Source organism: Roseovarius gaetbuli (assembly GCF_900172365.1).
Lineage (GTDB): Bacteria > Pseudomonadota > Alphaproteobacteria > Rhodobacterales > Rhodobacteraceae > Roseovarius > Roseovarius gaetbuli.
On record NZ_FWFJ01000010.1, the window covers coordinates 19,674 to 37,992 of the forward strand.

Sequence of the window (18,319 nt, forward strand, 5' to 3'; positions counted from 1 at the left end):
TCTGGCAGGGCAAGATGAACAAGCGGTGCATAAACTCTGTGCAGTTCTGCGGCCGAGCGCAGATTCATGTGCGTGCTTTGATGTTTTATTATTCAATTTTACGCTATATTTAAGTGCAATACATGGGAATGAACCAGCAGGCACAGGACAGCTATGAAACGCCCTATCATCGGCATTATTGGCAATGAATACGTGATTGATAATCGCTATCCGATGCATGCGGGTGGCACGATGAATTCCTCTGCGATTGCCGATGTGGCGGGGTGTATGCCGCTGATTGTGCCCTCTGATCCGCGCTTTGTGAGTGTGCCGGAACTTCTTGAGGCCTGCGACGGGTTCTTGCTGACCGGTGGGCGGCCCAATGTTCATCCGCAGGAATATGGCGAAGAGGCGACCGAGGCGCATGGCGCGTTTGATCGCGCGCGCGATGCGATCACCCTGCCGCTGGTGCGCGCCTGTCTTGAGCGGGGGCAGCCCTTTTTCGGGATTTGCCGTGGGTTTCAAGAGGTGAACGTCGCCCTCGGCGGAAGCCTGCATCCCGAAATTCGCGATCTTCCGGGGCGTGACAATCATCGCATGCCCCCTGATGGAACCATGGCAGAACAGTTTGCCCTGCGCCATTGTGTGCGGTTCACGCCGGGTGGCGTATTTCACCGCCTTATGGGGGCGCAAGAGGTGATGACCAATACCTTGCACGGGCAGGGGGTTGTGCGCCCCGGCCAGGACATTGTGATCGACGGGCATGCGCCCGACGGCACGCCAGAGGCGCTTTATGTCGAGGGCGCGCCGGGCTTTACGCTCTCGGTGCAATGGCATCCCGAGTGGAATGCCGCCAACGATCCGGTCAGCCGCCCGCTATTTTCCGCCTTTGGCGATGCGGTGCGGGCCTGGGCGGCAGGGCGCGTGACGCCGGTTCTCAAATCTGCCTGATCAGGCCATCCAATCGTTCGATGCCTCACCGCGCAGCAATTGGGCCTCGTGCCGTTTAAGGCAGGTGCGCGCCGTGTCGCGGTGGCGACCCGGTGCGCTGCGCAATTCGGGGAAAATCGCGAAAAGCTCGTCGCGCGCGGCGGCGGTCACGGCACTTAGCGCCGTATCGCCCGCGTGGAAGCTTTCGGTGGCGATCCCTTCGGCATAGATCACCTCGTGGCGATCGAACATGATGTGGATATAGGTCACCTCGTCGCGCGGGCAGACGCGCACATCACGGTCATCGATCAAGTGCTTGGCCGCCACCAGAACCTCGCTTTCGCCAAACAAAAGCTCGGCGCGATAGCCGGTGAACAGAATTCGGTGTTGCGGCGAGACAAGCAGCCCTTCGCGCGCCCCCTCCATCACGCTTGAGGCGACCGAGATCGGGGCAAAATCGCCAATGCCGGGCACTGTCCGCTGGCCGATCCAGCGGATCGCCTGAAGCCCGTGATCGCGCGTCACCACCATGTCGCCAAGTTGCAGGGTTTCAATCGCCCGTTCGCCAAACTGTGTCAGAATACGCGCGCCGGGGGTGAAACAGATGATGTTCTCGATCTCGCTAAAGGTCACAAGCGAGCCATCCATGCTGAAGGTCCCGCTAAACCCACCGGCCGCATCGTCGGTATTGGTAAAATTGATGTCGGCGCGGCTTATGTCAGAGGTCAGGCGAAGCGTGTCACCTGTGGTTTCACCGCCTTCGCCACCGATGATGGTGATCGCGCCGCTACCGGCCTCGGCAAGTTCGCTAAGGATAAAGGTGTCATCGCCATCGCCACCCTCGGCAATGTCGCCCTGTGCGGCCTGAATGGTGTCGTCTCCGGCGCCGCCGACAAGGCTGTCGGCGCCGATCCCGCCAGTGAGAAGGTCGTCGCCATCCCCGCCCAATAGCGTGTCGGAGCCGTCCTGACCCACCAGAACGTCGTCATCGATGCCGCCGTCCAAAAGGTCGTCGCCGGGGCCCCCGAAAAGCGTGTCGTTGTCATCGCCGTCGAAAATGCTGTCACTGCCGGCGCCGCCGCTCAGGCTGTCGCTGTTGTTGTCCGGCGCGAGGTCGGGGTTGATCGGGTCGTCATCGGCAAGGCTATAGGCCTCGGAGGCGGCAAAATCCGGGTTCGTGGGGGCAAGGCCGCCATAGATCACGTCGTCGTCATCACCGCCGTCGATGGTGTCGCGGCCCTCGCCACCCTGTATGGTGTCATTGCCAGCGCCGCCCGCGACAAGGTCGTCGTCAAAGCCGGCATCGACAAGGTCGGCCCCGGTGCCCCCGTCAATCGTATCGGCATCATCCCCGGTGAGGATGGTGTCATTGCCATCGCCGCCCAGAACGCTGTCGCGGTCATTGTCGGGGTCGGTATCGGCGCCATATCCCAAGCCGCCAGAGGTGATCAGCACCGGATCGGGATAGGCCTGATCCGGGAGGCCGGTGCCCAGAGAGGTGCGGGTGTTGATCAGATCGTCGCCGATGCCGCCATCAACCGTATCGCTGCCCTCGAAGCCAAAGATCGTGTCGTTGCCATCGCCGCCAGAGACAGAATCGTCGCCCGCCCCGGCGCGCACGGAATCGTCGCCAAGACCGGCCAGAACCGTGTCGTTGCCGTCGCCCGCAAGGATGGTGTCGTCATTGCCGTTGGTCCGGCTGTCGAGGTTGTCGACAAAATCGCCATCCGGATCGCCGGCATAGTCCGCATCAATCAGATCGCCCCCGGCAGTGCCGTCGACGATGTAATCGGTCTGCGCAATCCCCATGGCCGCAAGTGCGTCATGATCGGTCACATCGGCGGGTGCCACGCCCACAAGGGTGATGCTTTCTCCATTGGGAAAGCTCAGAACCGCATTGCCGGCCCATCATCGCCGACGCTCACATCGGCCACGTTGACGGGATTGCCCGCCGCATCGGTCAGGCCCGAGACGTCAAGTTGGTCGTGGCCGTCAAAGGTGCCATCGCCATTGTCGGTCGGGGCTTCGAAACCGGTGAGGGTGTCACTGCCGTCGGTGTCGCCAAAGACAACCGTGTCGACCGCGCCGTCGGCGGGCCCAAGAAAAAAGCTGTCGTCGCCCGCCCCGCCCTCGACCGTGTCGGCGCCCGCGCCAGTGGCGACGCTATCGTTGCCGGCCGATCCGGTCACGGCGTCATCGCCGTCGCCAAGGATCACGGTTTCGATATCGCTGAACCCGACTGTGTCGGCGCCATTGGTGAGTGTGCCGGATTCCGGGTCAAGCGGATTGCCCGCACTCAGATCAAGCGTCAGGTTCTGTGTGACGGCCCCGGCATCAATGCTGTCGCCGGTGGTTTCACCGCCAAACCAGCCGTCAATCGTGTCATTGCCGAAATCATTACCCAGCATAAAGCGGTCATCCCCGGCCGCGCCGAACTGAAAGTCGTCGCCCGCGCCACCGATCAGCGTGTCATCACCGTCGCCGGCACTCAGGCTGTCATCGCCGATGCCGCCATCAAGGGAATCGTTGCTGGCATCATTGCCGGCCAGAAGGGTGTCATTGCCATCCCCGCCGATAAGCGTGTCGGCCCCGTCCCCCCCGTCGAGATAGTCGTTGCCGATGCCCCCATCGAGAGAATCCTCGCCGATCCAGGCCTCGATGCTGTCATCGCCATCGCCACCCAAAATGGTGTCGTTGCCGACCCCGCCAAACAGGCTGTCGTTCTCGGTGCCGCCATCCAAAAGATCGTCGCCATCGTCACCGAAAAGTTTGTCCGTTCCTGCGCCACCGATCAGGGTGTCGGCCTCGGCGCCGCCGCTCAGGTTATCGTTGCCCGCGCCGCCAAGGATGGAATCCTGGCCAGTGCCGCCCTGCACCGTGTCGTCACCAAGCCCGGCGATCACCGTGTCATTGCCGGCCCCGGCCAGAACCAGATCGTCATGGCTGCCATCGGCGGCGTCGGTGTTGTCGATCCGGTCGCCTTCGGGGTCGCCAAGATAGGCGGCGTCAATCAGATCGCCGCCGGTTGTGCCCTCGACGATGAAGTTGCCGACAAAGGGCGGAATGCCCATCGCCACCAGTTGATCGACGCTGTTGACCTCGGCCAGGGTGACGCCGACGAGGGTCACAGCCTCGCCGCCTGGGAAGGTCAGAACCGCATTGCCGGATGTGTCTTCGCTGACGGTGACATCCTCGGTCGTGACCGGGTTGCCGCTGGCATCATTCAAGCCGCTGACGTCAAACTGATCGCGGCCGTCAAAGGTGCCGTCGCCATTGTCGATTGGCGCCTCGAAGCTTGAAACAACATCTAGGCCAGAGCCGTCCTGAAGCACCAGAACGTCAACCTCGCCGTCGCCGGGGCCAAGGTCGATCTGGTCATCGCCGGTGCCGCCGTCAATCGTGTCGGCGCCCGACGAGGCCACAAGCGAATCGTCACCCGCGCCGCCCTCGACATAGTCGTCGTCAAAGCCGGAAAACACCGTGTCGTTGCCGCCGCCTGCGATGATGCTGTCGTTGCCGTAGTTGCCGATGATCTCTTCCACACCGTCCGAGCCGATCACCGTGTCACTGCCGGTGCCCATCTGGAAGCGTTCGATCTCGAAGAACTCGGTGACCGAGGTGCCATCGGTGATCGTGCCCGCCTCGGGGGCGGTGAAATTGATCGTCAGCGGGCTGGAAATGGCCGAAAAGTTGATCCGGTCGCCTTCGCCTGCGATCTCGCCGATCTCGCCCCCATAGATCGTGTCGTTCTGAAGCACGGCATCAAGGAAGATTTCATCGTCGCCAGAGCCGGCAAAGATCAGGTCATTGCCAAGGCCGCTGTCGATGCTGTCATTGCCATCGCCCGCAAGGACTGTGTCGTCGTTGCTCAGGTCGGCGGCATCATTGGCGTCGATAAGGTCGCCCTCTGGGTCGCCAAGATAGCCGGTGTTGATGACATCGGCCCCCGCCGTGCCATCGACGGGGCCGGGTTCGGGGATGCCCATCGCGGCCAGAGCCGCAGGGTCCGAGACCGCCGCAGGCGCGACCCCGATAAGGGTCAGGCTCTCGCCGCCCGGAAAGCTGAGAACGGCGTTTCCATCCGCGTCACTGGTCACGACCGCATCGACGGTGTTGACCGGATTGCCGCTCAGGTCCTGCAAGCCGCTTACGTCAAGCTGATCGCCGCCCGTGAACGTACCGTCGCCATTGTCGATGGGCGCGGCAAAGCCGGTGACCGCGTCATTGCCAGACCCATCGGCCAGCACGAGCGTGTCGATGCCGCTGCCGAGGGTGATATTCTCGATCTCGGTGAACGTGGCGGTCGATGCGCCATCGCTGACGTTGCCGGCTTCGGGGTCTGTGCTTGTCAAATCAACCGTGGTCGGCCCGGTCACCGCCGAGAGATCAAGCGTATCGCCGAGGGTTTCACCGGTTTCGCCGCCGGTGATCACGTCATTGCCAAAGCCGTCGCTCAGGATGATCTTGTCGTCGCCGCTTTGGCCAAGGATGGTGTCATCGCCGCCGCCGCCCAGAATGGTATCGTCGCCGGTGCCGCCAAAAAGGCTGTCGCCCCCGTCGCGGCCATCAATAAGGTCGTCGCCCGCGCCACCATCAAGAACGTTGGTATAATCCGCGCCCGATCCGTCAAAGCCGGTCAGCGTATCGTTGAAATCCGTCCCGATGATCCCGTCGATACCGCCGGCGATCACATCATTGCCCGCATCGCCACCGCTCAGGGTGCTCGTGGTAAGATCAACCGAAACGCCGCTGCTGGAGGCCGAATAGTCGATGATATCAAGCCCGGTATCACCAGAGAAGGTATCGGCGCCGTCACCTGCCACGAAGGTGTCATCGCCAGCCCCGCCGGCAAGGCTGTTGTTGCCGATGCCGCCGCTCAACAGGTCGTTGCCGCCGCCGCCAAGAATGGTGTCGTCACCCGCCTCGCCAAAGATCGTGTCAGCGCCCTCGCCACCATCAAGCAGGTCATTCATCGTGACCGGGGTCGCAGCCGTGATGACGGGCGTATTGGTGAATTCGAAAGACCCAAACCCATAGGCGGTAAACCCAGCCCGCGACGTCATGGTGAAATCCATCGACGACTGCCCCTCAAAGAGGAACTGCGCCCAGTGGTTTTCGTCCACGAAACCCGAGCTGGTACTGTCGGACGAGGCGATCAGCGTGTCGGCGGTCGCGGTGGCGGTCAGGTTGGTGGCCGGATTGCCAGACAGGGCAAGCCCGGTCACATCGCTTGACGACGCACTGACGCTTTCGGCGACAGTGTCGATATCGCGGAAGGTCAGGGCGCCGTCGATCTGGATCGGCTCGCCCGTGGCCTGATCGAAAAACTCGAAGCGAAAGGTCACGCCGGTGCCCGCATCCACACCGCTATCAGAGTTGAGCCCGATGGTATCGCCAAGGTCGACGATCATTTTCGGGTCTTCGACGTCGACCACGGTCACGCGCATCTGAACGACGGTGCCGGTATCGGTGGTGGCGACGCTGTCATAGGTGGCGAACTGGCCCACGGGGCCGCCGGTGCCCGCGCCCGACTCCGAGATATTGGCCGCGTTCAGGGTAAAGTTGCCAATCGTGCCGGCAAATGTGCCGCTATCGCCACCGTCGCCAAAGATCAGGTCATCGCCGACGCCGCCGCGAACCGTGTCGTCGCCATCCCCGGCAATCACCGTATCCTGACCATCCCCCGCCTCGATCGAATCGTTCTTGCTGGCGGGGGCATCAAGGTCCACGGCATCGCCCTGTGCGTCCGTGAATTCGGTGTCGATCAGATCGTCGCCGGCCGTGCCGTCAACAACGCCGTCGGTGTTATCGGTATAGCTTGGCGCCGAAACGACGCTTGCCGTGCCGCTATCGGTGAACCAGGTGTCAGGCGTGAAATAGACGTTGCCATCGCTACCCAGAAAATAGGTGCCCGTATCGGTGACGTTTGAATAGAAGTTCCCGTCACCTGACCAGATGCCGCTCCACGTCCACTGGCCGGTGCCGAGGGTGCTGTCGATGGTAAAGGTTGATTGGCTTGCTGAGATTGCATCGCCCGAATCAAGGCTGTTGTTCCCAAGGCTGACAAGATACCCGATTGCCATAAATCATTACTCCAGACGTTACTTTCAGGCATTCGACCTGACAGAATGCATTTCCTTTCAGGGCTATGTCGTGGGATTCACGCCACCCTAGCCCCGTTTCGTTAGATTTTTATTAATCGCCGCCGGGGGCATGATTTGGGTCGCATTGCGGCATCTCTGCTGTGGCGCGCCACAATTGGCGGCGCCGATCAGGTCGCCATGAGAACAGGCGCCGGTGCAGGCAGCAAAAGCCGTGCTTCATGGCGCTTGAGACAGGGGCGCGCGGTCATGCCGTAAGCATTAGAATTGGCGCGCAATGCCGGGAAAACGCTGAACATTTCCTCGCGGGACTGATCCGAGATTGCAGAAATGCCGATATCGCCCGCGTGAAAGCTTTCGGTGGCGGCGCCATCGGCATAAACCACCTCATGCTCGTCAAGCATCATGTGAATATAGGTCACCTCTGCCTGCTCGGTTGCAACGACGTCGCGGCCATCCAAAAGGTGCTTGGCGGCGACCAGAACCTCGTTACAGCCAAACAAGAGCTCGGCCTTGTAGCCGGTGAACAAAAGCCGGTGCTGTGGTGAGACCAAGAGCGGGCGCGTCGCCCCGTCAAGCACATGCGCCGCAATGGAAATCGGGGCGAACTTGTCAACACCGGCCACCGTGCGGCTGCCGATCCAGCGGATCGGTCGGGGCCCGTGATCGCGGGTGATCACCATGTCGCCGGGGCGCAGCGTTTCAATCGCGCGCTCGCCATGCGTGGTAAGAATGCGCGCGCCGGGGGTGAAACAGATGATGTTCTCGATTTCCGAGAAGGTGACAACCGTGCCATCCACCATCGTGAAATTGCCCGAGAGACCGCCTGCGGCATCATCGGTGTTGGTAAATATAATATCGGCGGGCGTTACATCGGCGTTGAGTTGAAGCGTATCACCGCCGGTCTCATTGCCTTCGCCGCCGACGATGTTGATCGTCCCGCCACCGGCCTCGCCAAGGTCTTCGATGATGAACAGGTCATCGCCATCGCTGCCAAAGGCCTCGTCGCCCTGCGACACGAACAGGATGTCATTGCCGGTGCCGCCATAAAGCATGTCCGCCCCGGTGCCGCCCAAGAGCGTGTCATCTCCCGCGTCGCCGTAGATCGTGTCATCGCCTAACCCGGAAACGACATAGTCAGCGCCCCCGCCCGCTACGACCGAGTCGTTGTTGCCGCCGACGGATCCCGGCTGTAGCGGGTTGCCGTCGCCATTGTCGATCAGGTCGCCTTCGAGATCGCCCTGATAATTCACATCGATTATATCGTTGCCGCTTGTGCCTTCGACGATGTAATCTGGAGCAGGCTCGGTCCCGAGGTTCTGAAGATCGATCGCTCCGTTTCCGAACGCATCCATTTCAGCCTGCGTTGTGGTATCGTTTGGCAAAAAGGTCAGGCGGGTCGTGTCGCCTGCGGACGGGTAGTCCTGCACCGTAATAATATAAACCGTCGAGCCTTCGAACTGGTCTGGGACCTGACCTGTACCGTCCCGTTTCAATGTCGGAAGCGTTGCCGAAAGCTCGAAGGTAAAATCATACAGAACGCCGCCGATTTCGACCTGGGTGTCAGGGTCGGGTGCGCCACCGTTGGTGTCCAGAGTCAGATCGCCATTCGTGCCCGAAGCGACAAACGTAATTTGCTGTGCCGGATCGCCCGTGAGGTTTAGCGCAGGGTTATTTGCGTTGTTGCTGTCTGTCCTGGCCCAAAAAGTATAAGACATTAGTTTACCCACTCGCCTTGGTTTGCCCGGATCGAGGGGGAAAATATACTGAAAATTCAGAAGTATAGACGGAGTTTGCACGTCTCACTTCTTTGTGATGTCCAGCCAGAAGCCGCCGCGCTTTTTCACTGTGTTGCGGTTTTTTGCCGGTTTGCGTGTCTTGCTTTGCCTTTTGATTTTCCATTGCCACGTCGGTCGGATCAGATGCCCCCGTCACGCGAATTGGGCCAATCGTGCCAGCCGGTGCGCCGCTCAGAACCGAGTCATTGCCAAGCCCGGCAGAGACGCTGTCATTGCCCGCCCCGGCGTTGATGGTATCGTCATTGCCGCCTGCGCCACCGCCGTTTCCGCTATCGACGGAATCGCCCTGCGCGTCCGTATAACTTGCGTCAATGATGTCATCGCCGATGGTTCCGTCGACAGGCCCGTTTGTCACCGAGAACGTCGGCGCGCTCTGCACTGTCGCGCTGCTGATCGTGGTGACTGGCCCAAAATCCGGCACGAAATAGACGCTGCCGTCTGTCGCAAGGAAATATACGCCCGGCTCGGAGGTGTTGGTAAAGGTCTGGCCGTTCCAGGTGCCCGACCATATCCACTGACCTGCACCAAGCTGCGTATCGGTGGTGAAGGTGATCAGCGGGCCGCCGATGCCATCGTTCGGGTCTAGCGATCCATCGCCCAATTGTACCAGATAACCGTTGGGCATAACCCATCACTCCTGCCACGCGGGGAAACACAACCCGCTGCTGCCTCTGCCGCGCGGGAGATCGTGATGTCACCCTGCGCTTTGGGATGCTTTGACTGCTCTCACATCCCGTTGTTTCCAATTTGGATACACACTGTGTGCGGCGGCATTTCGCGCAATTTCAGGTAAATTTTAGACAGATTGGGGCAGGATCAGGGCGGCGCATTCTTAGGGTTGCGCCCCCCTTCGCGCCCTCAGGTCACCGTGGCGCGGGCCTGATAGACCGGATCACCCCAGAGCCGGTTTTGCATGACATGGGCCAGACGGCGCGCCGCCTCTTTCACATCCTCAGTGTCGATATAAAGCGGTGCAAAGCCAAAGCGCATAAGGTCAGGCGCACGGAAATCACCGATCACACCCTGCGCGATCAGGGCCTGCATGGCGGCGTAGCCATGCTCGAACTGGAATGACACCTGCGAGCCGCGTGCACTTGGGTCACGCGGGCTTGCCAGCGTCAGCATCGGACAGCGGACCTCGACCTCGGCGATGAACATCTCGCCAAGCGCGATGGACTGTGCGCGGATATCGGTCAGGTCAACCCCCTCCCAGATATCCAACGCCGCCTCAAGCGCGGCCATGGCCAGAACCGGCGGTGTGCCAACGCGCATCCTCTCGATGCCCTCGCCGGGGCGATACGCGGCCTCAAACGCAAACGGCGCCGCATGGCCGAGCCAGCCTGACAGGGCTGGAGCGGCGCACGTTGCGTGGCGCGGGGCCACATAAATAAAGGCCGGGGCGCCGGGGCCGCCATTGAGATACTTATAGGTGCAGCCCACGGCGAAATCCGCGCCGCAGCCGACAAGATCAACCGGCAAGGCGCCCGCACTATGCGCCAGATCCCAGATCGTCAGCGCGCCCGCATCCTGTGCGCGCCGGGTGATCTCGGCCATGTCATGCAGCCGCCCGGTGCGATAATCCACTTCGGTGAGCAGGGTCACCGCGACCTCATCGGTGATCGCGCCCGCAACCTCTTGGGGGGCGACCACGCGCAATTCGTGCCCCCGCCCAAGCGCCTTGATCAAGCCTTCGGCCATGTAAAGGTCGCTGGGGAAATTGCCGCTATCCGACAGGATTACCCGGCGCTCGGGGCGCATTTCAAGGGCGGCGGCAAGCGCCTGATAGACCTTGATCGAGAGGGTGTCGCCCAGCACCACATGCCCCGGCTCGGCCCCGATCAACCGCCCGATCCGGTTGCCCAAAACGCCCGGCTCTGCCATCCATCCGGCCTTGTTCCAGCCGGTGATAAGCAATTCACCCCATTCCTCCTGAACCCTGTGCTGAACCCGCGCGGCGGCGGCGCGGGGCAGGGGGCCAAGCGAATTGCCATCAAGGTAAATCACCCCCTCGGGCAAATGAAACAGCGCTTTGGTGCTGGCAAAATCGGTCATTGCGGGCCTTCGAGGCCCAACTCGGCGCGCTTTTTGCGTGAGAGCTTGGCCACCACCATATCATAGGACATCACCAGATGCTCGCAGAGCGCCGCATCGCCAAGGCCGCCGGGCTCGTGCACCTGCAACCACTTGAGCCCGCGTGACGCGAGATAGGGCGCGGGCCGGATGCCCGGCTGATCCTGCAATACCTCAAAGGCGATATCCGAGGCCTTGAAGGTAAAGGCATCGCGCCCGTCGTTCCGGCCACAGATTGCAAACACCTTGTCGCCCACCTTCCAGACATCCGCATTGCCCCATTGCACCACATGGGTGGTGGCAATCAGCGACTGGCAGAACGCGTTGAACTCTTCTCGGGTCATCCGGGGCCTCTGGGCGTCAAGCGGGGCTTTGGACAATCTAGCGCAACCGCCCCACCATCACCATCGTTCCCGAAAGTCACCCAGCCGGTCAAGCGATCGCTTTTCTTCCTGCCAGATGTCGTTAAGGTCAGGGGCATCCCCGCTCTGCTGGAACGGCAGGGCGCAACAGGAAGGTCCGAGCGATGAAGCAAGTCACCAAGGAAACCACCGATGAGGCGCTGATCAGGGAGTTTCTTGAAAAAGGCGGCAGCGTCAGTGTCGGCAAGACAAAACCCATGCCAAGCGATCTGGGCATCAGCAAGAACACCTGGAACGTCAAACTCACCAAAGAGGAAAAAGCCGCAAAGCGCAGCAAATAGGCTGTCGTTCGGCGCCTGACCCTTTGAAGGATCCCGCATGATCATCTATGGAATTAGCACCTGCACCGCGACCCGCAGGGCCCAGAAAACCCTTGAGGCCGCCGGCCGCGAGGTCACCTTTCGCGACGTGCGCAGCGAGCCGATGAGCGAGGCGGAATGGGGCGAACTGATCGCCGAGTTTGGCGAGCGGCTGGTGGATCGCAAATCCACCGAATGGCGCGGGCTGAGCGACTGGCTGAAACACGCGGAGGCCGACGCGCAACTGGCCGCCAAACCCAAGCTCATGGTCAGCCCGGTGATCCGCGACGGCGACACCTTTTACCTCGGCTGGGATGACACCATCGAGGCCGCTCTGCTGGCAGGCTAACACCGGCACAGCGCAGGGCGGCCTGGTCTTGTCTTGGGGCACGGATGGGGCGGGGTCAGGCCCGTTCAATCAGACCCGTTCAATCAAACCCGAGAAACAGCCATGCTTGGCGTTATGGGCATGATGGGCATGAATATAATCAACGGCACTGTTTTCAAAGAGACGGTGGATCAGGGGTTCAATCTCATTGCCTTGGGCGATGTCGGCATCAACGATGAAACCGCGTTCGTCGACCCCCCGCAGCGCGATAGCCCGGCGCGTCATCACCTCTGGAACGACACCAACCCGATCATAGGCCCTGTCGGCACCTTCCTGCACGAAGATCGCGTGGCACGAACGATAGGGCGAGCTGACCGGCAGATGCTCGTAATTGAGCAGCAAGGCGTTTTCGCCGGGCGCGATGTCCTTCATGCCGATACGGTCGGGAAAGCCGGGGCAGGTCTCGACCTCGTAGCGGATCACCCCGCTCTCGGCCAACGCGGCGTCGCTAAGGCCGTAGAACTTTAGAAAGGGGTCCGGGGCCAAGCCATTTATGCGATAGGTCATGTGGGTGTCCTTACTGTTTGGCGATCTATGAGAGATGCCGACAGGATCGAACAAAGCACACAAGACGTCAGCCCGTTTCTTGCGCAATTCACCCATTCGCACGGCAGGCCAAAACCCAGGGTTATAAATCACCCAGCCCAAGCCAAAGCCCGAGTATGAAAACCGCGACAACCGTCACAAAGAGAGCCCCGAGCGATTTCGCCGGGAATTTCAGGCCGGGCCGCGTCGCCTTGTCCGACATAAGCCAGGAAACCGCGTCAAACAGCACCATTGCGCACCAGGCCAAGGTCGCGCCGACAAGCATTTTGAAGGGCATGCCAAACGCGCCGACAAAAAAGCTGCTTACCAAGGTCACGATCATGAGGATGACCAGAAGCACTAGCCTTGGCGGGCAAGGTCGATGGTTTCGGGGGTGTGGTGTGCTCCATCGGGCTATTTCCTAAGGTTTAGCGCAGTCGCGTCCCGGCACCTTTTCAAAGGTGAATGGTGGCAATGGGCGGCGCCGGGCACGATGCCAGATAGTTTGGGGCGATCCCTATCCGGTCATGAAAACATCATACCGCGTTGTTTTTCCAAGAATTTGGTGATTGCATGGCCGAATTCCTTCAATCGGATCGGCCTTGGCTGGCCACTTCAGAACCACGCGCTTGAGCGCATGCCTGAGCGCCACACCTACCAGATCGGCCGCGTCATCATCGTTTCCGACGATCTCGCGGACTTGACGTAACTCCTTTTTCACCAGCGCGGAGGTCTTGCGCGGTGGATGCATGGGATCAATCAATATCGCCTCGCCCGACAGCCCCGGCAGCAAGTCCTTAGCGTCGCCCTTCAAAAGGGTCATGCGGTCAATGATCTCGCGAAACACGCCGCCTTCTTTTGCCGCGCGTTCCATGCCCTGAGCCAACAGCGCATGCATTTGCTCTGAGCGTTCGATCAATGTGACCTGCGCGCCGAGCGATGCCAAAAGAAACGAGTCGCGGCCAAGGCCCGCTGTCGCATCAACAATCATCGGCGTTTTGCCCGCGCGCAATCCCATCGCCTTTGCAAGATCCTGCCCGCGCCCGCCACCAAACCGCAGCCGGTGTGCCACGGCACCGCTGACAAAATCCACGCTTAAATCCGTAGCAACTTGTTTCAAACTCCGCTCACTTTCGTCGCCATAGGTGCCCTGATGCCTAGAGTCCCCGGTTTGTAACCACTTTCCTACACCGACCAAAGCCCCAGAATTCAAACGCGGCACCAAAGAACGCACATCGCAGGGCCTCGGCGTCGCCCGGTATTGCGAAAACCTTGAGAGCGTCGACCACGAACGGGCCGCTCATGATTTCGTTCACGGCGGTTGACAGCCACTCTTGCACCTGCGCCCGCAGCGCGAACTCGCCATGCGCCAGTTCCAGAAAGCGTCGCAGCGCGTTTGAACGCACGCGGCCCGGCGGCGTGACCGTGGAAACGCCGCCCTTGCGAAGCGCCCAGTCGGGAACAAATTGCTTCAGGCGCCCTGCGGCAAGGTCTTCTTTCAACAGGAAATCAGGCAGAACCGCATAGGCCTGACACTCGGCGACAAAGGCCCGCATCGCCAGCGTGTTGTTCATCTCACTGATGATAAGGGCTTTCGCGGTTCCGCTCTTGTCGCCCTTGGTGAAGGTCCATTCGCTTTTGCCCGCGAACACCTTGGCACGGACAAACGGCAGGACGGATAGATCGGCGGGCGTCTCGACCTTGGCTTTTGCAAAGGTCTCTGCCAAGCAGACGGCGATTTCTTCGAAGTCCAGAAGCTTGCGCGCCAGGTTGCTGGATTCTGCCAGCCAGCCCACGCGGAACGACAGATCAAAGCGGCCCTCGATGATGTGGATACGCTCGTCCGACAGTTGCAGGTCGATGGTCACCTCTGGATAGGTCTCGCGGAAACAGGCGGCAAAGGGCGCGACAAAGGTGATGCCGTAGTCGACCGATGCTGCGATGCGCAGCCTGCCGCGCGGTTTCCGGTCGCGGTCCTGTACGCGCTCGTAAGCGGTGTTTGCCTGGGTCAGCGCCGAGGTTTTTGCCATCGCGATGCTGGACGAGGTGGAAAGGCCAACGCAGTTCCACACGATTTTCAAAGTCGGGTACTGAGGGGGCATTGTTGCGGCTGATCTCTGAGCCTGGCGGGTCGTGACCTTGGCTCCGCATGGCATCCGCGATCAGCGACCGTGAAACCCGTCGCGTCAGGCGCGGCGATGGGGGGCGTCTTTATACGTACCAACTGTCCTGCCTCGATATGTCTCACACCTCGGCAGTACATGTTTGGCCCGCTTTTATTCGGGGGCCTTTCTTTATCTGCTTTCACAAAAGCCCCAGACGCACTAGGCATCCCTATCATTGCAAACCCGGGACCAGTCATGGCGCAAAAAGCCACCATTTATAAAGTCGAACTTACCGTCTCCGATATGGATCGTCACTATTATGAGACCCATAAACTGACCGTTGCCAAACATCCGTCGGAGACGGATGAACGGTTGATGGTGCGCCTTCTCGCGTTTGCCCTGAATGCCGATGAGCAGTTGGAGCTGACCAAGGGCCTTTCAACGGACGACGAGCCCGACATTTGGCAGAAAAGCCTGAGTGACGAACTGGAGCTTTGGGTGGCACTGGGGCTTCCCAGCGAGAAGGTCGTGCGTCAATCCTGTGGCAAGGCCGACAAGGTGATTGTCTATTGCTACGGCGGCCGGACCGCCGAGATGTGGTGGGAGAAGATCAAGAACAGCACCACCCGTTTTGATAATCTTCAGGTCGTCAATTTCTCAGAACAAGATACCGGTGATCTGGCGAACCTGGCAAGTCGGTCGATGAAGCTTCAGGTCAACATTCAGGACGGCGATGTCATGGTCAGCATTGATGACAGCATCGTTTATCTTACCCCGGTCCAATGGAAATGACGCTGATCATTGACCGTCGAGCGGCTCACAACGCGCACGATGGTCCGGACGAGCGATTGCAGCGTCGATGACGGATGTCCGCTGAATTGACGGATCTGCGTTGCCAAGTGACATCGAACGTACTCAGATATGGCCTGCCAGCAACCGCTGAAGACAAGCAGCATCACAGCGCGGATGACGACGACGAAGGCCCGGTGTGGGGCGAAAACGAATAGCCCTCAACGGCCCATACACCATCCACACGTCACCCCGTTTTTGTGTTTTTGACCCGGAGAGACTGCCGGACAGGCTTTGACGATGCTATGCTGGGCCTAAAGGGGAACGAAAAGTGCCACATGTTGACCTGAACGGAGCGCATATTCACTTTGCCGATACTGGCGGCGACGCAGAGGCGATCGTGTTTTCGCATGGCCTTTTGATGAGCGGGGCGATGTTTGACAAACAGGTCGCCCATTTCCGGGAGGGCTATCGCTGTATCACCTTCGGTCACCGCGGGCAGGGCCAGAGCGGCGTGACGACCGATGGCTACGACATGGACAGGCTCACGCAGGATGCGGCGGCGCTTATCGGGCACCTCGGTGTTGCGCCCTGTCATTTTGTCGGGCTGAGCATGGGCGGATTTGTCGGCATGCGCCTGGCCGCGCGCAACCCCGAGATGCTGAAATCGCTGACCCTGCTCAATACCTCTGCCGCGCCCGAGGCGCCCGAGAACGGGCCGAAATACCGGCTGCTCAATTTCGTGGCCCGTTGGGTCGGGCTCTGGGCGGTTGTGGGGCGCGTCATGCCGATCCTGTTCGGTCGGAGTTTTCTCAACGATCCGGCGCGCGTGCCTGAAAGGGCGCAATGGGCCAAGGCCATCGCCAGCAATCACCGGATTGGCATCACGCGGGCAGTACAGGGTGTGATTGCCCGTGAGGGCTGCGGCGATCTTTTGGGCAAGATCACGATACCTGTCGGCATCGGAGCCGGACAAGAGGATGTCGCCACCGAGCCCGAGAAATCCGACCAGATGCATGCGGCGATCAAGGGATCGGAGCTGATCGTTTTTCCGGGCACGGGCCACTCGTCATCCATCGAGTCACCGGGGCTGGTCAATGACCTGATCGAGCGGACGATCACGCGCTCGACATAACGCCTTTTGCTCGCAATGGGCCGCTCAGAGCTTGCGCAGATAGGCCCATGAGACATAGCCCTTGAGGCCAGGCGCCCGATCCAGCGAGACCTTGCACCAGCGGGTGCCGCCGGTCTGCTGACAGCTGCGCACGCGCAGCACGGTTGCATTGGGAAGGCCGACGATCACGATAAACCCGGTGCCGGGCCCGCCCCGCATTTTCAGCATATCGCCGTCCTCGACGCCGAAAACCTCGTATTTCCCAAGCGAGGCCGCCGTTGCGGGCGCCGCACCCAGGGTGAACCCTGTCAAAACTGTCGCCAAGGCGATCAAGACGGTTCTGCGCATCGCTTTCTCCTGTTTCCTGCTTTGGGGACGACCCTGGCGGGCCAGACCGCCCTAGAACTGCCCGCCCGCGATCTCGATGGCCTGACCGTTGATGCTCTGTGATCCCGGCCCACACAGCCAAAGCACCGCCTGTGCCACCTCGTCGGGCGCGATCAGGCGGTTGTGGCGGTTGGCGCTGACCATCATGGCGCGGGCCTCGTCTTCGCTCACGCCGGCGCGCTCGGAAATGGCGGTGACGTTGCGGCTTACGATTTCGGTGTCGACATAGCCCGGACAGATCGCGTTGAAGGTGAACGGCGTGCCAAGGTAATCCTCGCTGAGCGCGCGGATCAGGCCGATCATGCCATGTTTGCTGGCCGAATAGGCCGCCGCACCCTTCAGGCCCTTGAGCCCGGCAATCGAGGAAATCGCGATCACCCGGCCCCAATCGGTGCCGCGCATGCCGCCCAGACATTCGCGCACCGTGTAAAACGCGCCGTCAAGGTTGGTGCCCATCACCTTGCGCCAAAAGGCCGCATCGGTCTTGTGAACGGCGCGCCCCTCGGCGATGCCGGCATTGGGGATGCAGATCTGGACCGGGCCGCGCTCGGCCACGGCGCGCGCCACGCCCGAGACAACCTGCGCCTCGTCGCTGACGTCCATAGCCAGCGGGTAAAGCCCGTTTCCGGCGACATTTTGCAGCACGCTTTCGCGCCGTCCGGTGATGGTGACCTCGGCGCCGACCCCGGCGAGGGCGCGGGCAATCGCGAGGCCGATGCCGCTTCCGCCGCCAGTGATCAGCGCGTGTTTTCCGTTCAGTGTCATCTTGCCTCCGCCATATCTGGCGTTACTCTAACGCTCTGCCGTGAACTGGCAACCGCTGCGCGGCGATCACAGGGGAAAGAATCGTGTTGAAATGGATAGATATGCCGCCAGTGTGGCTTCTGGCGTTTTTGGGCCTGGCGTGGATGCAGGCGACATACCTGCCCATGTGGTTTGATTTCGGCGGGGCGTGGTCTGATTTGGTCGGCGGCCTTCTGGTTGGCGGAGGGGTGTTGCTGATCGTGCTGGCCGCCTCAGAGTTTCGCCGCCACCGCACCACCATCGTGCCGCACCAAGAGGCGGAGCGGCTGATTCAATCGGGGATTTTCACCCGCTCGCGCAATCCGATCTATCTTGGCGACGCCCTGATCCTGGCCGGGCTTATCCTGCGGTGGGACGCGGTTTTGGCGCTGCCACTGATTCCCATCTTCGTCTGGATCATTGAAAAACGCTTTATTATCCCCGAAGAAAACCGGCTAAGACGAAAGTTTCGGATGGATTTTGCCAAATATTGTGACAAAACCCGGCGTTGGGCCTGAGGGGCGCGACAATCTTGGTGTCGCCTCTCACGGATTTGTGTGAAATAACGACCTTCGGGAATAGGAAACCGGCACCTGCAAAACGCGGGGCCACAGGATACGTGATCTGC

18 protein-coding genes are annotated in these 18,319 nt (G+C 60.9%); 6 read left to right on the forward strand and 12 right to left on the reverse strand.

Annotation, left to right across the window (positions count from 1 at the left end):
* The first annotated feature begins 153 nt into the window (after nt 1-153).
* The gene (locus ROG8370_RS06980) at nt 154-930 is read left to right on the forward strand and encodes a gamma-glutamyl-gamma-aminobutyrate hydrolase family protein (protein ID WP_085826367.1); all 777 of its coding nucleotides are present in this window, start codon (nt 154-156) and stop codon (nt 928-930) included.
* On the opposite strand, the gene ROG8370_RS06985 is transcribed toward ROG8370_RS06980, so the two are convergent.
* From ROG8370_RS06985 to ROG8370_RS07010, 6 genes are all read right to left on the reverse strand, one after another.
* Nucleotides 931-2,766, reverse strand: a complete 1,836-nt coding sequence (locus tag ROG8370_RS06985; protein WP_245827238.1) for a Hint domain-containing protein — start codon at nt 2,764-2,766, stop codon at nt 931-933.
* A 29-nt stretch (nt 2,767-2,795) separates the two neighbouring features.
* Entirely contained in the window at nt 2,796-6,992 is a 4,197-nt protein-coding gene (locus tag ROG8370_RS06990) for a beta strand repeat-containing protein (RefSeq protein WP_085826368.1), read from the reverse strand.
* A gap of 188 nt (nt 6,993-7,180) precedes the next feature.
* Nucleotides 7,181-8,728, reverse strand: coding sequence for a Hint domain-containing protein (locus tag ROG8370_RS06995; RefSeq protein ID WP_085826369.1), 1,548 nt, complete (start codon nt 8,726-8,728; stop codon nt 7,181-7,183).
* Nucleotides 8,729-8,732: 4 nt separating this feature from the next.
* Nucleotides 8,733-9,434 (reverse strand): hypothetical protein, encoded by a 702-nt coding sequence (locus ROG8370_RS20510; protein ID WP_085826370.1) that lies wholly within the window; start codon nt 9,432-9,434, stop codon nt 8,733-8,735.
* 233 nt (nt 9,435-9,667) lie between these two features.
* Complete coding sequence (kynU, locus tag ROG8370_RS07005; protein ID WP_085826371.1) at nt 9,668-10,861, reverse strand: kynureninase; 1,194 nt, start codon at nt 10,859-10,861, stop codon at nt 9,668-9,670.
* Nucleotides 10,858-11,223, reverse strand: a complete 366-nt coding sequence (locus ROG8370_RS07010) for an MmcQ/YjbR family DNA-binding protein (RefSeq protein WP_085826372.1) — start codon at nt 11,221-11,223, stop codon at nt 10,858-10,860. Before ROG8370_RS07010 ends, kynU begins: the two co-directional genes overlap by 4 nt.
* Nucleotides 11,224-11,405: 182 nt before the next feature.
* Here ROG8370_RS07010 and ROG8370_RS20515 point away from each other — a divergent pair, with 182 nt between their 5' ends.
* Both ROG8370_RS20515 and ROG8370_RS07015 read left to right on the forward strand, forming a co-directional pair.
* Nucleotides 11,406-11,582, forward strand: coding sequence for a hypothetical protein (locus ROG8370_RS20515; protein ID WP_170925192.1), 177 nt, complete (start codon nt 11,406-11,408; stop codon nt 11,580-11,582).
* Nucleotides 11,583-11,619: 37 nt separating this feature from the next.
* Nucleotides 11,620-11,949 carry an arsenate reductase family protein gene (locus tag ROG8370_RS07015; protein ID WP_085826373.1) on the forward strand — a complete coding sequence of 110 codons (330 nt, stop codon included), beginning with the start codon at nt 11,620-11,622 and terminating at the stop codon, nt 11,947-11,949.
* A 69-nt stretch (nt 11,950-12,018) separates the two neighbouring features.
* On the opposite strand, the gene ROG8370_RS07020 is transcribed toward ROG8370_RS07015, so the two are convergent.
* From ROG8370_RS07020 to ROG8370_RS07035, 4 genes are all read right to left on the reverse strand, one after another.
* A complete protein-coding gene (locus ROG8370_RS07020) occupies nt 12,019-12,495 on the reverse strand; it encodes a DUF1203 domain-containing protein (RefSeq protein ID WP_085826374.1) in 477 nt (158 codons plus the stop codon).
* A gap of 121 nt (nt 12,496-12,616) precedes the next feature.
* A complete protein-coding gene (locus ROG8370_RS07025; protein ID WP_139838064.1) occupies nt 12,617-12,856 on the reverse strand; it encodes a hypothetical protein in 240 nt (79 codons plus the stop codon).
* 174 nt (nt 12,857-13,030) lie between these two features.
* Nucleotides 13,031-13,633, reverse strand: a complete 603-nt coding sequence (locus ROG8370_RS07030; RefSeq protein WP_085826376.1) for a class I SAM-dependent methyltransferase — start codon at nt 13,631-13,633, stop codon at nt 13,031-13,033.
* 37 nt (nt 13,634-13,670) lie between these two features.
* Nucleotides 13,671-14,615 (reverse strand): LysR substrate-binding domain-containing protein, encoded by a 945-nt coding sequence (locus ROG8370_RS07035; protein ID WP_170925193.1) that lies wholly within the window; start codon nt 14,613-14,615, stop codon nt 13,671-13,673.
* A gap of 258 nt (nt 14,616-14,873) precedes the next feature.
* Here ROG8370_RS07035 and ROG8370_RS07040 point away from each other — a divergent pair, with 258 nt between their 5' ends.
* Both ROG8370_RS07040 and ROG8370_RS07045 read left to right on the forward strand, forming a co-directional pair.
* Nucleotides 14,874-15,410 (forward strand): YaeQ family protein, encoded by a 537-nt coding sequence (locus ROG8370_RS07040; protein WP_085826378.1) that lies wholly within the window; start codon nt 14,874-14,876, stop codon nt 15,408-15,410.
* Nucleotides 15,411-15,738: 328 nt separating this feature from the next.
* On the forward strand, nt 15,739-16,542 hold the full coding sequence (locus tag ROG8370_RS07045; RefSeq protein ID WP_085826379.1) for an alpha/beta fold hydrolase: 804 nt from the start codon (nt 15,739-15,741) through the stop codon (nt 16,540-16,542).
* A gap of 24 nt (nt 16,543-16,566) precedes the next feature.
* Here the strand turns inward: ROG8370_RS07045 and ROG8370_RS07050 are convergent, their stop codons facing one another.
* Together ROG8370_RS07050 and ROG8370_RS07055 are read right to left on the reverse strand one after the other, a co-directional pair.
* Complete coding sequence (locus ROG8370_RS07050) at nt 16,567-16,869, reverse strand: SH3 domain-containing protein (RefSeq protein WP_085826380.1); 303 nt, start codon at nt 16,867-16,869, stop codon at nt 16,567-16,569.
* A gap of 51 nt (nt 16,870-16,920) precedes the next feature.
* On the reverse strand, nt 16,921-17,673 hold the full coding sequence (locus tag ROG8370_RS07055) for an SDR family NAD(P)-dependent oxidoreductase (protein WP_085826381.1): 753 nt from the start codon (nt 17,671-17,673) through the stop codon (nt 16,921-16,923).
* Between the two features lie 101 nt (nt 17,674-17,774).
* Here ROG8370_RS07055 and ROG8370_RS07060 point away from each other — a divergent pair, with 101 nt between their 5' ends.
* Entirely contained in the window at nt 17,775-18,209 is a 435-nt protein-coding gene (locus tag ROG8370_RS07060; RefSeq protein WP_085826382.1) for a methyltransferase family protein, read from the forward strand.
* Nucleotides 18,210-18,319 lie beyond the last annotated feature (110 nt).